Genomic DNA, 13,353 nt, shown 5'->3' on the forward strand with positions numbered 1-13,353 from the left:
AAAATGGATTTGGTCGCAGAACAGTAATTTTAACACAATAATACCCCTTAAGGGGTTATCAGTATCGATGCCCTTATAGGGCTTTATGCAAGCCTCCGGCTGGGCCGGAGGTCATGACTATTTATCAGCGATAAAGAAATAAAAAAATTTTATTGACAAGCTTCGATTGTCTGATTATGTTTCGTAGGTTTTTCCAATATCCTGTTTTATATTCAGGTCGGGAAGATTCGTTTCCGGCCTTTTTTTTAGATTTTTATTATTTGCAAAGGGGGTGGTTACCTTGGTTTGTACAACAATTAGAGAAGGTATGGAATGCCCTTTCATGACAGCCAATGGGTGTTCTTACAACGGCGGGATTTGCCACGAGATCGTGGAGGAGTGTAATGGCTGCAATCGCAGTTTGGAGTTTTCTTCCGGCTGGTTCTGCACCGCATGTCCTGATCCTGAGTTAAAGTGGAAGGCGGGAAAATGCAACATGGCAACCCATGTTGCTTCGCAATCGAACGGCTCAAAAGCAAAAATCAATCCGCTTAAGGCGTCCAAGAGAGGAAACAGGTAATGCTCCTTTCGATCCTAAGGTAAACCCCGTTTGGCTGCCAAACGGGGTTTTTTCTGCAATACACCCAACCCATTTTTATCTTATTGATTTTTCAACTTCTTTTCCCTTGACATCTATTATCTGCAAACTATAAGAAACTAACTTCCAATGTAAATTGCACCACATTCTTAAAGGGAGGTTTTTATCCATGAATCCTATTGCCACCAAACTCAACCAAGATATTGAAAAGGATAATCCTATTTTATTGGAGATGATGTCCGATATAGGAAGGCAACTTTTTTTCCCCAAAGGAATATTGAGCCAGGGCGCGGAAGCTAAGGAAAAAGCCCACCGGATAAACGCAACCATAGGGATAGCAAAGGAAAATGGCCGGACAATGCGGTTTGATTCGGTTATGACAGCCATTCACGATATTCGCCCGGCAGAATCATTAACCTATGCACCGTCTTTTGGGATTCCTGCATTGCGCCGGAAATGGCGGGAAGCGATATTTGAGAAGAATCCTTCCCTTTCCGGCAAGGAAATCTCACTTCCGGTGGTGACTTGCGGCATTACCCACGGGATTAGTATTTTTGCCGACGTGTGGGTCAACCCCGGGGATGTGGTCATTTTGCCTGACATGATGTGGGGAAACTACAATATGATTTTAAGTGTGCGGAAAGGTGCAAAAATAAGCCAGTATCCGGTTTTTAGCGAAAACGGCAAGTTTAATCTCAAAGCGTTTGAGGATAAAGTTAAAGAGGAAGCCCAAACGCATGACAAGCTGATCGTGATTTTAAATTTTCCACATAACCCAAGCGGTTATACGGTCACGGAACAAGAAGGTAACCGGATGGTTGACATACTTTTAAACCAGGCTGAAGCCGGTACCCACATTCTTGCGGTGACGGATGACTCCTATTTTGGACTTTTTTATGAAGAGGAATCCATAAAAGAATCTCTTTTTGCCAGGTTTTGTGGAAAAAATTCCCGACTTCTTGCAGTTAAGCTTGACGGATGTACCAAGGAAAATTTTGTATGGGGATTAAGGGTGGGTTTTATTACCTACGGATATAAAATTGAAGGTAATCCCGTGCCTGTGTATGAGGCCCTGGAAAAAAAGACGGCGGGATGTGTCAGAGGCAATATATCCAATGCGTCTCACCTTAGCCAGTCCATCATACTCAAATCTATGCTCAGTGATGAATACCCGGCTGAAAAAGATGAAAAGTTTATGATACTCAAGAAAAGGGCCCAGCGGGTAAAACAAGTCTTGGCAGATGCAAAGTACAAGGATGCATGGGATGTTTATCCCTTTAACTCAGGCTATTTTATGTGCCTCAGGTTGAAGACGGTGAATGCCGAACGGTTGAGAGTTCACCTGCTTGATAAGTATGGAGTGGGGCTTATTTCCATTGACGAGGTGAATTTGAGGGTTGCTTTTTCCTGCGTGGAGGAAAGTGATATTCAAGAGCTGTTCGATATTATCCTGCAGGGAGTCAATGACCTGTCGGGATGAAAATTTATTATGCTGGATCGATTAAAAAATAGTATTAAAGCCCTTGTCGGCAAGGACCATTCAGCAAATATTGCCAGGGCCGGCAAGTGGACTCTTTACTTTATCATCATCGGTATCATCGCCGGTCTTGGATCGGTGGCGTTTCATTATCTGTGCCAGCTTGGCAGTCATTATTTTATGGATTTTATGGCAGGGTACCGGCCACCTGCCCCTGCAGGCGAGCATCATTTACTTACTCCTACCGGCACCACCTTTAATCGATGGATTCTTCTTTTTCTTCCGGCAGGCGGTGGTATCCTGAGCGGGTGGCTGGTATATACCTTTGCCCCTGAAGCCGAGGGACACGGAACCGATGCAGCCATTAATGCCTATCACAGAACCGGAGGGTATATTCGGGGCAGAGTCCCCATTATCAAAACCATTGCCTCTGCAATTACCCTGACAACCGGTGGCTCAGGAGGAAGGGAAGGGCCCATCGCCCAGATCGGGGCCGGTTTCGGTTCATTTCTGGCCACCAGGCTGAAGTTATCTGACAGAGAGCGCAGGATAATGATGGCTGCCGGCATAGGCGCAGGGGTCGGCAGTATTTTCCGGGCCCCTTTGGCCGGCGCTCTTTTTGCGGCGGAAGTGCTTTACCGAGATCCCGAGTTCGAATCGGAAGTGATTATACCTGCCGGAATATCTTCAGTGGTGGCTTACTGTCTGTTCTGTCTGGTGTTTGGATGGGGATCGTTATTTGACTCCCCGGCATTTAAATTTCACAATCCGCTGGAATTGGGCCCCTATGTCGTGCTGGCGATCGTTCTGGTGGGTATCGGTTTTTTCTACATCAAGTCTTTTTATGGAGTCACCCGGCTTTTTAAAGCCATTAAAATTCCCAACCATATCAAACCGGCCATCGGCGGGCTTTGCACCGGTCTGATCGGCTTTTACTGGAGCCACTGCCTGGCTTTCGGATACGGGTTTGCCCAGATGGCGATTAATAATGAACTGACCATTCCCTTTTTACTTTCTCTGGCAGTGGGCAAAGTTCTCACCACTTCCTTTTCCATCGGGTCAGGAGGAAGCGGCGGCGTATTCGGTCCGTCGGTTGTAATCGGCGGGGCAATGGGTGGTGCGGTGGGGAAAGCGTTTCACCAGATCATGCCGGGGGTAGTCACTGAACCGGGGGCTTTTGTTATTGTGGGCATGGCCGGTTTTTTTACTGCGGTTTCCAATACCCCGATTTCAACCATTATTTTTGTCAGTGAAATGACCAATTCATATCACCTGCTTCTTCCCAGCCTTCTGGTATGTTCAGTATCTTACCTGGCTGCACAGAAATGGACTATTTACGAAAAGCAGGTTAAAAGCAAGATAGATTCTCCGGCGCATGCGGGCGATTTTTTTGTGGATATACTGCAGACCATAAAAGTAAAAGACCTGACGAAAAATATCAAAAAGGTAAACCTTATTCCGGAAGATATGATGTTTTCAGATTTTAAAAATTATTTTTCCCAAACCAAGCAGCACTATTTTCCGGTGATGGATAAAGCCAAAAGACTGGTCAGCATATTTTCCATTAACGACGTTCGGGAAGTTCTTTTTTCCAATGAAATAGAAAGCCTGGTCATGATGAAGGACATCGGAACTTCCGATATGATTGTTACCACGCCTTCCGACGATCTGAATTCCGTGCTTAAAAAATTTACCGAAAAAAACATTGACAGCCTGCCGGTGGTTCAGGACGACGATCATGGTATTCTCCTTGGCATGCTGAGAAGAAGAGAGGTGATTTCATTTTACAACGAGCAAGTGCGGAAAATGAAGATGAGAAGTGATTAACCCGGCGGAGCCACTCACCAGTTTTAAATAGAAGCAGCTTGTTTTTGTGCAATGCGATACTGTTGCGGGTTTCGGGTTGCGTGTTTCGGGTTACGTGTTACGTGTTACGGGTTGCGTGTTTCGTGTTGCTAATCGGAAGGCTTATCTGAATTTTAGACCCGCAACTCATCACACGGAACACTGAGGTGATAACCAAACAAATAAAAAAAAACCATTATGGTTAGCGATAAATGTCGTTGTAAGGTTAATATGTCACCTTCACTAGAAATAAACCCTGGGGAGGGGCAGTTGCACCGGCCCGGGACCGATCCCTGGCAAGGAGGATCTCCTTAAAATCATCATCAGTCATTTTCCCCAGCCCAACATCCACCAGAGTTCCGACAATGTTGCGAACCATGAATCTTAAAAAGCCATCCGCCTCTATTTCAATAACAATGAGTTCATTGTCCGATTCAGAAATCTTTACGTTAAAAACACATCTTGTTGTATGAGACCTGGGACTGCCGGTTCCCTCAAACGCCTTGAAGTCGTGCGTGCCGATGATGTGACGGGTTGCACGGCACATGGAAGCAAGATCAAGGGTTTTCCGTATAAACCATGTATATTGCCGGTTTATGGCTGCGGGGAGGTTGCGATTTAATATCCGGTAAGCATAGGTTTTACTTTTAACATCAAAACGTGAATGAAAACGTTCATCAACGATTTCGCATGAAATAATAACCATATCATCTCCGGTGAGACTGTTGAGTCCGTTTTGGAAGGCCTGGGGAGAAAGGTCGGTATCACAGTGAAAATTTGCCACCTGTCCGAGCGCATGCACGCCTGCGTCCGTCCTGCCGGAACCGGTCAGAACTGTCTTTTCACCTGTCATGGTTAACAGGGCCTTTTCGATTTCTTCCTGAACGGTAGGCTCATTCTTCTGCCGCTGCCAGCCATGATAGGAAGTACCGTCGTATTCGATTATTATTTTAAAATTTTTTAACATACTTTAGTTACTTTAAATATTTTGCTTTTTGTTTAAGGATATTATAGATATAAATATGAAATCAATACAAAGTTTGTGACCATGGGGATAACTGAGTTCACAGGTATATAGGTAGAAATATGGAAAATGTAACTTGTAAAGGCTTCAAGGCAGCAGGGGTTGCATCTGGACTTAAGAAAAACGGCGAAAAGGATCTTGGATTGATATATTCTGAAGTTCCGGCAACGGTTGCAGGCGTGTTTACCAAAAACAGGGTTCAAGCCGCACCGGTTTTGCTTGACCGGGAACGACTGAAATCGGGGAACTGCCAGGCGGTTGTCGTCAACAGCGGCAATGCCAATTGCTGCACCGGCAATCAGGGAATGAGTGATGCAATTGCAATGACTCGCTTGGCGGCATCCGGGCTGAAAATATCCGAACAGCTGGTAATGGCAGCATCAACCGGTGTGATCGGCCAGCCCTTGGATACTAGGAAAATCGAAGCCGCCATGCCGCAGCTGGTCACAGCTTTGAAACCGGATGGGGTGGCTGACCTTGCAACAGCCATAATGACCACCGATAGCGTACCGAAAATGGTGGGCCGATCGGGGGAGTTGGAAGGAAAGCCTTATACAGTAGCCGGTGTGGCCAAAGGCTCCGGGATGATCTGTCCGGACATGGCCACCATGCTGTGCTTTGTGGTCAGCGATATAAAGGTATCTCAACATTTATTGGCGGAAACGCTAGTGGCGGCAACAGAAAGATCTTTTAATAGAATTACTGTTGACGGCGATACCAGTACCAACGATACCATACTTGTTCTGGCCAATGGTGTGTCCGGTGCAACGGTTAAAAATTCGGTTCATCGGGAGTCTTTTCAAGTTGTGATGGATGAAGTCCTGACAGAGCTCGCCAAAATGGTGGTTAAGGATGGAGAAGGGGCGACAAAGCTGGTGGAAATTATTGTCAGGGGTGCGCTGACGGATAAAGACGCAACTAAAATAGCGGAAACAATCTCCAACTCCAGCCTGGTCAAGACAGCCCTTTTCGGAGAGGATGCCAACTGGGGAAGAATACTGGCCGCTGCAGGCAGGGCAGGGGTTCAGATGAACCCGAGCAAAACCGACATCTTTTTCGATGAGGTGATGATCGCCAAAAACGGTATGTGGTGCGGAGATAAGTCCGAGGCAGAGGCTGCAAAAATTCTCCAAAACAACGAGTTTACCATTTCTGTAGATTTGAATATGGGCCAAGGGTCGGCCTCTGTCCTAACTTGCGATTTTTCAGTTGATTATGTTAAGATCAATGCGGACTACAGAAGCTGATGGCGTCGTAAAGAGTCTCATCTACTGTGTTGTAGCAAATTTTCAGAAATTCGACATACTAATACGTATAGTCTCATTCCTGAAAATTTGCTACGCCTTGTATATGAGACTTTTTACGACGCCATCCAGCGTTTATTGAAAGGTTTCTGCGATAGGTCTTTATTCCAATTTTTAATATGTCTGTAATGAGACTGCAAAAATATTTGTCCAGCGCCGGGTTTTGCTCGAGGCGAAAAGGTGAGGGATATATCAAAGCCGGCATTGTCAAGGTGAACGGGGCAGTGGTGACGGAGCTGGGCACCAAGGTGGACCCGGAAAACGATCGCATAGAAGTGAATCAAACGCCTATTCAAGCAGATCAAAACAGGGTTTATATCGCTTTGAACAAACCGAGAGAATACGTCACCAGCTGTGACCATCCCGGTGAAAAAATCGTACTCGACCTGGTTGATATCCCTCAGCGCATTTATCCGGTGGGGCGACTCGACAAGGATTCCACCGGACTTTTGCTGTTAACCAACGACGGAAGACTGCATCACCGTCTTTCACATCCGTCTTTTAACCATGAAAAAGAGTATGAAGTGACGGTAACCGGTTACATCAGCGATGGCGCCCTCAGAAGTCTGGAGAAAGGAATACCGATGATGGGAACCAAAACCAGGCCGGCAAGAATAAAGAGGCTGTCTTCCAACCGTTTTCGTATAGTACTCAAAGAGGGAAAAAACAGGCAGATACGGCGTATGGTGAGAAAAGTCGGCAGCAGGGTCACCGGGTTAAAAAGGATAAGGATTGCAAACATCAAGCTGGGGAGACTCTCCCAGGGTTCATGGCGCCATTTGGGAGAAAAGGAAAAACAGGGTCTGTTAAAAACGCTTTGACATAAAAGATTTATTCCGAACTTACGATTTCATAGAACACAGTGTGCTCGGCCCTGTCTTTTAAAGGGATTGCGGAAATCAGGCGGGCGATTTCGACTGCCGCCAGGTTCACTGTATCCATCACTCCGTACCGGCCCTGGGTAAGAAGTCCATCCAACAGATGAATCGGCTGGCGGGTGGCAATCACCTTGATAAATTCCGTATCTTTTCGGTGACCCGGAAGGGTGGAGACCTGGAGTTTTAAAACGTCATTGCGATCCGTTTCAGAAGGAATCTGGTACTGCTTGAGGGCTTTGATATAGTTGCTTTTGCGAAGCCGATTGGGATAAAGAAGGATCACGCTGCCGTCAGCGGCAAAGTTTAACACCGATATGTAGCTCGGTTTGGTGGCCTTTACCCGGATAATCATCTCATCTCCGGAACGATAGACCTTTTTATTAAGCCCCACGCTGACCTGGTAGTAGGGATCGGGTTTGCCTTTTTCAGGTTTGACCCGAGCCCTTATTTTTACCCGGTATGCCACCGAGGGCGGGCGTCTTTTGGACTCACGGGTCACATCCGCATCCCAGCTCAGTATCTCTTCGTCAATAATCCGCCCGTAAGAAACGGAGTGAATAAAGTCCGCAGCCAGCATGTTGTTGTGAATTAAGGTTTCCGCCTGGACCGACACACCGCAGACTTCTTCGATGGCATTTTGGCGTGCCCGTTTCAATGCCAGGGCCTGCGCTTCTTCAGGGGTCAGGTTGGCCATGGCAGCCACACCGGTGGAGGTCACCACCTTGCCATCCGAGGCCAAAACGTTCCCCAACAGGGTGAAAACAAGAAGAAAAATAAAACACACTTTCCACGGCAGCTGTGTTATCATTTATATCTCACCAGAACCTGTCTATTGTTATGGGTCTTGAATGCGGGGGTCTGCTTCCGTCCCGAATGAAGGGTCCTGGCCATATAGGGAACGTGGTCGGTAACAAAGGATGAGATTTCGCTTAAGGTAATGCTTTTATCCCTGTTGGCGTCCGCCTTTCCGGTGAGACCCAGGAGGAAATAGTAGGTAAAAAGGCCGTGTCCCTTTTCCGGGTACCAGCTGGAAAGCTCGGTTCCTGCCGATGAGTTAATAATGGATGTATTTTTCAGCGCAACCAGGGGGTTTTTAACAATAATGCCCACAGGGCTTGCCTTTTTAAACAGGGTTGCTCCGGAAAAACAGGCGTCGGTGACCACCGTGATCGATTTGGCGTTAAGTTTGGCCAGATTGCCGTAAAGCAGCTCAAGAGGATAGCCGCTGATGCTGACATTGTTGGGATTGCCGTCCACCGGCAGGATGTATCCTTTTTTCGATTCCAGGCTGGGAGCCCCGTGACCGGAATAATACACGAACACGTCGGATTTTCCCGGGGTGATGTAATCAAAAAGCATGCCCTTGTAATTTCGGACGGAGCCGAAGGTGTTTTCCAAAATTCCTTTGGTGGCATTGGTCCTGAATATGATATTGCCCTTTCTGTAGCCGAAAGTCCGAATCAGGCATTGTTTGACCCGAGTGGCGTCGGAAACGGCAAAATTGACCGGGGGGATGTCTGTGTTCTGATAATCCCGGTTGCCGATAATCACGGCCACCGCATGTCGATTGACCGATCTGGCCGGTTTAAACTCTTTCAGCTCTTCGGGTGTTTTTACAACCTCAACCACATCTTCGGGCTTTAATTTTTTCAGCTCCATTCTTGCCAGGCCGAAATATTTTTTGGCCTCATCGGTGGGGACCCTGGAAAGGGATATGTCAAGCTCCATGGCCGCCTGCCGGTACTGCTTCAGCATATAATGGCAGATTCCCTTTTCCCGGTGGGGCATATACTCACCGTAGCGCATCCCGTAGAAACGGATTTTCTTTTTTTCCTGGCTCTTTTTGCGGATGGCGCTGGCAAAGGCTTTAACCGCCTCTTCATAGCGGCCGTTTTCCTTGTACTCCAGTCCTTTAAGATAGGATTTCTTATAAGATTCAAGGGCGTATGCATGTGATTGAAATGCTGTCGTTTGGAGCAGGAAAAGGAACAACCCCCCCCAAAGTATAAAAGCGGTTTTATGGATTAAGGTTTTCATTTTAGCTGTCTCCCTTTTGGAATTGACCGATAAAAAATATATCGGTGCAAAAGGAATATTTCTTTAGTTAAAATCGGTAAACCATCGACAGGCTGCCCTCTTTTATATATTGACCTGCGCCTGCGGCCAGGTCCAACTGGAACTTTTCCGTTAAAACAACTCCGAATCCCAGGGAGAAAATATGGTCATCATCATCTCCGGGCTCACCAAAGAGCCGGAGCAAATCCGCATCATCCGTTCCGTCGTAGTATAACCGGTGGTCCGGCCGATAATAATAACCGCCTCTTAAGGCAACCGGGGTTTCATTGATATCAATGATGTATTCCAGGCCCACACGCACTTCAAATTCATCATCTACCTCCCAGTTTCGATCCTTGACTCCCTGGTCATTGATAAAATCGTCCGCCAGATCGGAGTATTCAATGTAATTTACATCCAGAGTCGCCGTCAGGTTGGAAAGAAAACGAAAGGAAAATCCCAGGCCGTAAACGTCGGGAATCTTTAAAATATGCTCATGCTCCCATCCCAGGCCATAATATCCACCAGCAACATAACTGTACCGCTGTTTGACGGTTTCGAATTCGGGTCCCATACGATAAACCAGACCGATATTCAGCGCTTCCAAAGGGCTCCACAGCAAAGAGACGGTATAATGCTCGGCATTATCGGTCTCGGATATACTTTCCCATTCCCTTGCATCCGGGTATGGGGGTTGGGTCGAATCGTATCTTTTGCTGTTCACATCATAATCGAGCTGGGCCATGCCAATGGACAGCCCCAGAGAAAAGGTGTCGGTCAGTTTAAAACCCGCACCGATTCCAAGGGTAACTGCATCCAAACTGACATTTAATTTCTGGGGTTCGGCAGCGGAATCCTCCCAGGTAAAATTGGTTTCCGTATTTAAAAGCTGATGCCTGAACAATGCGAAGGTGGCGTTTTCAGCAGGATAGACATAACTTAAAAAGGAAAGACCGCTGACGGTATCGTCAAACTCTTTGTTGCTGACCTGATCCTGGAAATGGGTGGTGATTTCAACCACCTTATATTCAACGGAAAATTCAGGTTCGGTCAGTATGGTCAAGCCGGCAGGGTTGGTGTAAGCCGCCGTGGCATCGTCGGCCAAACCGATAAAAGCACCTCCCATGGCATTGGCCCTTGCCCCGGGATTGTTGAAGCGGAAATCAGTCCCCAGAATATCCGGCCCAACCACCACAGCCCAAGATCCGGTGCAGGTAAAAAAAAGAAAAAACAGGAAAGAAAATATGATCACCCACCTTTTTAATCTCATGTATCTCCTCCTTTTATGTTTAATATATGTCTATATATATGATTTATTGAAATAAATCAATACTTTTATTAGGTGCTTACCGGCATTCAGGTGAAGTGGAGTCTTTCGGTTCATCCCAATCCATGACCATGAGAAACAGTATAAAACATGAAAAAGTGCAAGTGCTGGCGGCGTTATTTTTTTTAGCGTTTACTTGTCCATAAAAGCGTTTCCGTCTTGACACACCGCCTTGTTTCATTCATATTCTTAGATTAAAAAAGATTGTTTGTAAAAAGAGGTTGGTATGTCGCTGTTGATGGAGAAAAAACGGTTTGAAATGATTGAAGCGTTCTTGAAATTGACCCCGGAAGAAAGAGTTGCTGAATCGGAAAAACGCTTAGATGAGGTTTTGGAAAAAATGGCCCAGCTATATAACATTTCACCAGGGGAGGCTTATGAAAAACTTATTGAAAATCGTAACAAAATATTTGGATTATCGCCGAAGGTCGACGACCAGGCAAAGATGATCAAAGTAATGCGATAATAGAAAAAATTTAAAACAGACCCAGCTAAAAACATTCATCAGTGGGTGTATTTTAGCTGTTGTTTTTTTACTTATGCGCTACGAAGGTCCCATTTACCGTCCGCCGAGTGAGGCGGATTCACTATTAATACAGGCAACCATCGGCTGTCCTCACAACCGGTGCACCTTTTGTATGATCTACAAGAATAGGCCTGGATTTAAAGTCCGGGATATCAATGAGATCAAGGAGGACATCTTAACGGCGCGTGACTGTTATGGATCTCATGTGCGTACCCTTTTTTTACCGGACGGAAATACCATTGCCATGAAGACGGACGATTTGTGCGAGATCTGTCTTTTTTCCAGAAAGGTTTTTCCGGATTTAGAGCGCATCACTGTTTACGGCAGTGCCCAGTTTATTCATAAAAAAGGCTTAAACGGGTTGAAGCGTCTGGCCGATGCGGGTCTTTCCCGGATACATGTCGGACTCGAATCGGGAGACGATGTGGTTTTAACACAGATTAAAAAGGGGACGAACAGCCTTGAGCAGATCGAAGCCGGACGCTGGGTGATGGATGCCGGTATCGAACTGAGTTTGTACGTCATTTTAGGAATCGGGGGGGTTACGCGTACACAATTTCACGCCAAGGAGACGGCAAGGGTTTTGAATCAAATAGCTCCTGATTTTATCAGACTGCGCACCTTTGTTCCCAAGATAAACACCCCCCTGTTGGATGATGTTCAAAACGGCACTTTTCAAATGCTCGGTCCTCACGGGGTGCTGCAGGAAACCCGACTCCTTTTACAAAACATTCGGATCGCTTCCTATGTGGCCAGCGATCACTACACCAATTATATTAACCTGGAAGGGCGGCTTCCGGATGAAAAAAAACGGCTGATCAATGAGATAGACGTATCGTTGCAAAAAGATGAAACATCTTTCAGGGCCTTTTTTATCGGAACGGCATAGAAGAGTAATCAACAAATCAGGACAACATGAAAGAAAAACGATAATGGAGAAAAAAGATGGTTACATTTGAATCGCTGGCTGAAGGAAAAGAAAAAATAGCCGTAGTGGGGCTTGGTTATGTGGGTCTTCCCCTGGCCGTGCATTTGTCGGAACATTTTGATGTTAAAGGGTATGATCTTAAAGATGAGCGGATTAAAGAGCTGAAATCCGGCCTTGACCGGACATTGGAAGTGTCCGAACAGCGGCTCGGAAAAGCGGAAATATTCTTTACCAGTGAACCCAAAGAACTTTCCGCATGCAAGCTCATCATTGTTGCCGTACCGACGCCCATCGATGAATACCGCATCCCGGATTTGAGCCCGCTGCGCGGGGCCGCTAAAATTGTTGGGAAACAAATGGTTAAAGGATCCTGTGTCGTATTTGAGTCAACGGTCTATCCCGGAGCCACCGAAGAGGTCTGTGCTCCCATTTTAGAAAAAGAGTCGGGGTTCACCCTGGGTATCGATTTTACCCTTGGCTATTCACCGGAAAGAATAAACCCGGGGGATAAGGTGCATACCATTGACAAGATTATGAAGATCGTTTCCGGCTCCGACGATCAGACTCGCCTGCTTTTGGCTGAAGTTTACGGCAAGGTGGTCAAGGCCGGAATCCATCAGGCATCTTCAATAAAGGTGGCTGAAGCCGCCAAAGTGATAGAAAATACGCAAAGAGACCTGAACATCGCTTTGATGAATGAACTGGCCATGATTTTTGATAAGGCCGGTATTGATACCACTGAAGTGCTTGAGGCGGCGGGAACCAAATGGAATTTTTTGCCTTTCAGGCCCGGCCTGGTGGGAGGGCACTGTATCGGGGTTGATCCTTACTATTTAACGGTAAAGGCTGAATCCCTTGGGTATCATCCGGAAATGATACTGGCAGGCCGGCGGATAAACGACGGCATGGGGAAATATATTGCCGAAAAGGCCGTAAAGCTTCTGATAGGCGCTGACAAACAGGTTCACGGTGCCAAGGTTGCCGTGATGGGAATTACCTTCAAAGAGGATGTCCCTGATTTAAGGAATACAAAGGTGGTGGGTATTATCAGCGAGCTGACCGAATACGGCATTGAGGTGCTGGCCCACGATCCCCTGGCAGATGCCAAAGAAGCAGAAAATTACTATAATCTTGAATTGAAAAAGATGGACGACCTTGAAGGTGTGGATGCCGTGATCGTTGCGGTGATGCACCGGGCGTACAGAGAGATGGGGCTTGAGAAAATTGTCGGATTGTGCTCGGGAAACATTCCTATTATTATGGATGTAAAAAGCGGGTTCAGCCCAAAGGATGTGGAAAAAGGGAGTATGGTTTACTGGAGGCTATAATCCTGCAGCGATATTCATCGTTAAGCCTGATACGGCTTTTTCAACTTGTTTGTTTGCCTGTTAACCAGGTGTTGCGGGTTGCGA

12 protein-coding genes are annotated in these 13,353 nt (G+C 46.5%); 8 read left to right on the top strand and 4 right to left on the bottom strand.

From position 1 onward, the window contains the following. The first annotated feature begins 271 nt into the window (after nucleotides 1-271). The 3 genes from SWH54_10150 to SWH54_10160 all read left to right on the top strand — a co-directional run bounded on the left by SWH54_10150 (nucleotide 272) and on the right by SWH54_10160 (nucleotide 3,881). Nucleotides 272-559, top strand: coding sequence for a PxxKW family cysteine-rich protein (locus tag SWH54_10150; protein MDY6791619.1), 288 nt, complete (start codon nucleotides 272-274; stop codon nucleotides 557-559). A 187-nt stretch (nucleotides 560-746) separates the two neighbouring features. Continuing rightward, nucleotides 747-2,057 carry an aminotransferase class I/II-fold pyridoxal phosphate-dependent enzyme gene (locus SWH54_10155; protein MDY6791620.1) on the top strand — a complete coding sequence of 437 codons (1,311 nt, stop codon included), beginning with the start codon at nucleotides 747-749 and terminating at the stop codon, nucleotides 2,055-2,057. Between the two features lie 9 nt (nucleotides 2,058-2,066). Then, the gene (locus SWH54_10160; protein MDY6791621.1) at nucleotides 2,067-3,881 is read left to right on the top strand and encodes a chloride channel protein; all 1,815 of its coding nucleotides are present in this window, start codon (nucleotides 2,067-2,069) and stop codon (nucleotides 3,879-3,881) included. 244 nt (nucleotides 3,882-4,125) lie between these two features. On the opposite strand, the gene truA is transcribed toward SWH54_10160, so the two are convergent. After that, nucleotides 4,126-4,866, bottom strand: a complete 741-nt coding sequence (truA, locus tag SWH54_10165; GenBank protein MDY6791622.1) for a tRNA pseudouridine(38-40) synthase TruA — start codon at nucleotides 4,864-4,866, stop codon at nucleotides 4,126-4,128. Nucleotides 4,867-4,985: 119 nt separating this feature from the next. On the opposite strand from truA, the gene argJ reads away from it, so the two are divergent. Together argJ and SWH54_10175 are read left to right on the top strand one after the other, a co-directional pair. Then, entirely contained in the window at nucleotides 4,986-6,170 is a 1,185-nt protein-coding gene (gene argJ / locus SWH54_10170; protein ID MDY6791623.1) for a bifunctional glutamate N-acetyltransferase/amino-acid acetyltransferase ArgJ, read from the top strand. A gap of 185 nt (nucleotides 6,171-6,355) precedes the next feature. Further along, complete coding sequence (locus SWH54_10175) at nucleotides 6,356-7,048, top strand: pseudouridine synthase (protein MDY6791624.1); 693 nt, start codon at nucleotides 6,356-6,358, stop codon at nucleotides 7,046-7,048. Nucleotides 7,049-7,058: 10 nt separating this feature from the next. Here SWH54_10175 and SWH54_10180 read toward each other — a convergent pair whose 3' ends face one another. The 3 genes from SWH54_10180 to SWH54_10190 form a co-directional block, all read right to left on the bottom strand. After that, the gene (locus SWH54_10180; GenBank protein MDY6791625.1) at nucleotides 7,059-7,913 is read right to left on the bottom strand and encodes a DUF4384 domain-containing protein; all 855 of its coding nucleotides are present in this window, start codon (nucleotides 7,911-7,913) and stop codon (nucleotides 7,059-7,061) included. Continuing rightward, the gene (locus SWH54_10185) at nucleotides 7,910-9,142 is read right to left on the bottom strand and encodes a caspase family protein (protein ID MDY6791626.1); all 1,233 of its coding nucleotides are present in this window, start codon (nucleotides 9,140-9,142) and stop codon (nucleotides 7,910-7,912) included. The genes SWH54_10180 and SWH54_10185 overlap by 4 nt, the downstream gene beginning before the upstream one ends. Nucleotides 9,143-9,209: 67 nt before the next feature. Beyond that, nucleotides 9,210-10,430 carry an outer membrane protein transport protein gene (locus SWH54_10190; GenBank protein ID MDY6791627.1) on the bottom strand — a complete coding sequence of 407 codons (1,221 nt, stop codon included), beginning with the start codon at nucleotides 10,428-10,430 and terminating at the stop codon, nucleotides 9,210-9,212. 283 nt (nucleotides 10,431-10,713) lie between these two features. On the opposite strand from SWH54_10190, the gene SWH54_10195 reads away from it, so the two are divergent. From SWH54_10195 to SWH54_10205, 3 genes are all read left to right on the top strand, one after another. Then, nucleotides 10,714-10,953, top strand: coding sequence for a hypothetical protein (locus SWH54_10195; GenBank protein ID MDY6791628.1), 240 nt, complete (start codon nucleotides 10,714-10,716; stop codon nucleotides 10,951-10,953). Between the two features lie 73 nt (nucleotides 10,954-11,026). Next, nucleotides 11,027-11,902, top strand: coding sequence for a radical SAM protein (locus SWH54_10200; GenBank protein ID MDY6791629.1), 876 nt, complete (start codon nucleotides 11,027-11,029; stop codon nucleotides 11,900-11,902). Between the two features lie 56 nt (nucleotides 11,903-11,958). Then, nucleotides 11,959-13,269, top strand: coding sequence for a nucleotide sugar dehydrogenase (locus SWH54_10205; protein ID MDY6791630.1), 1,311 nt, complete (start codon nucleotides 11,959-11,961; stop codon nucleotides 13,267-13,269). Nucleotides 13,270-13,353 lie beyond the last annotated feature (84 nt).

The sequence above is a fragment of the Thermodesulfobacteriota bacterium genome (assembly GCA_034189135.1).
GTDB lineage: Bacteria > Desulfobacterota > Desulfobacteria > Desulfobacterales > JAUWMJ01 > JAUWMJ01.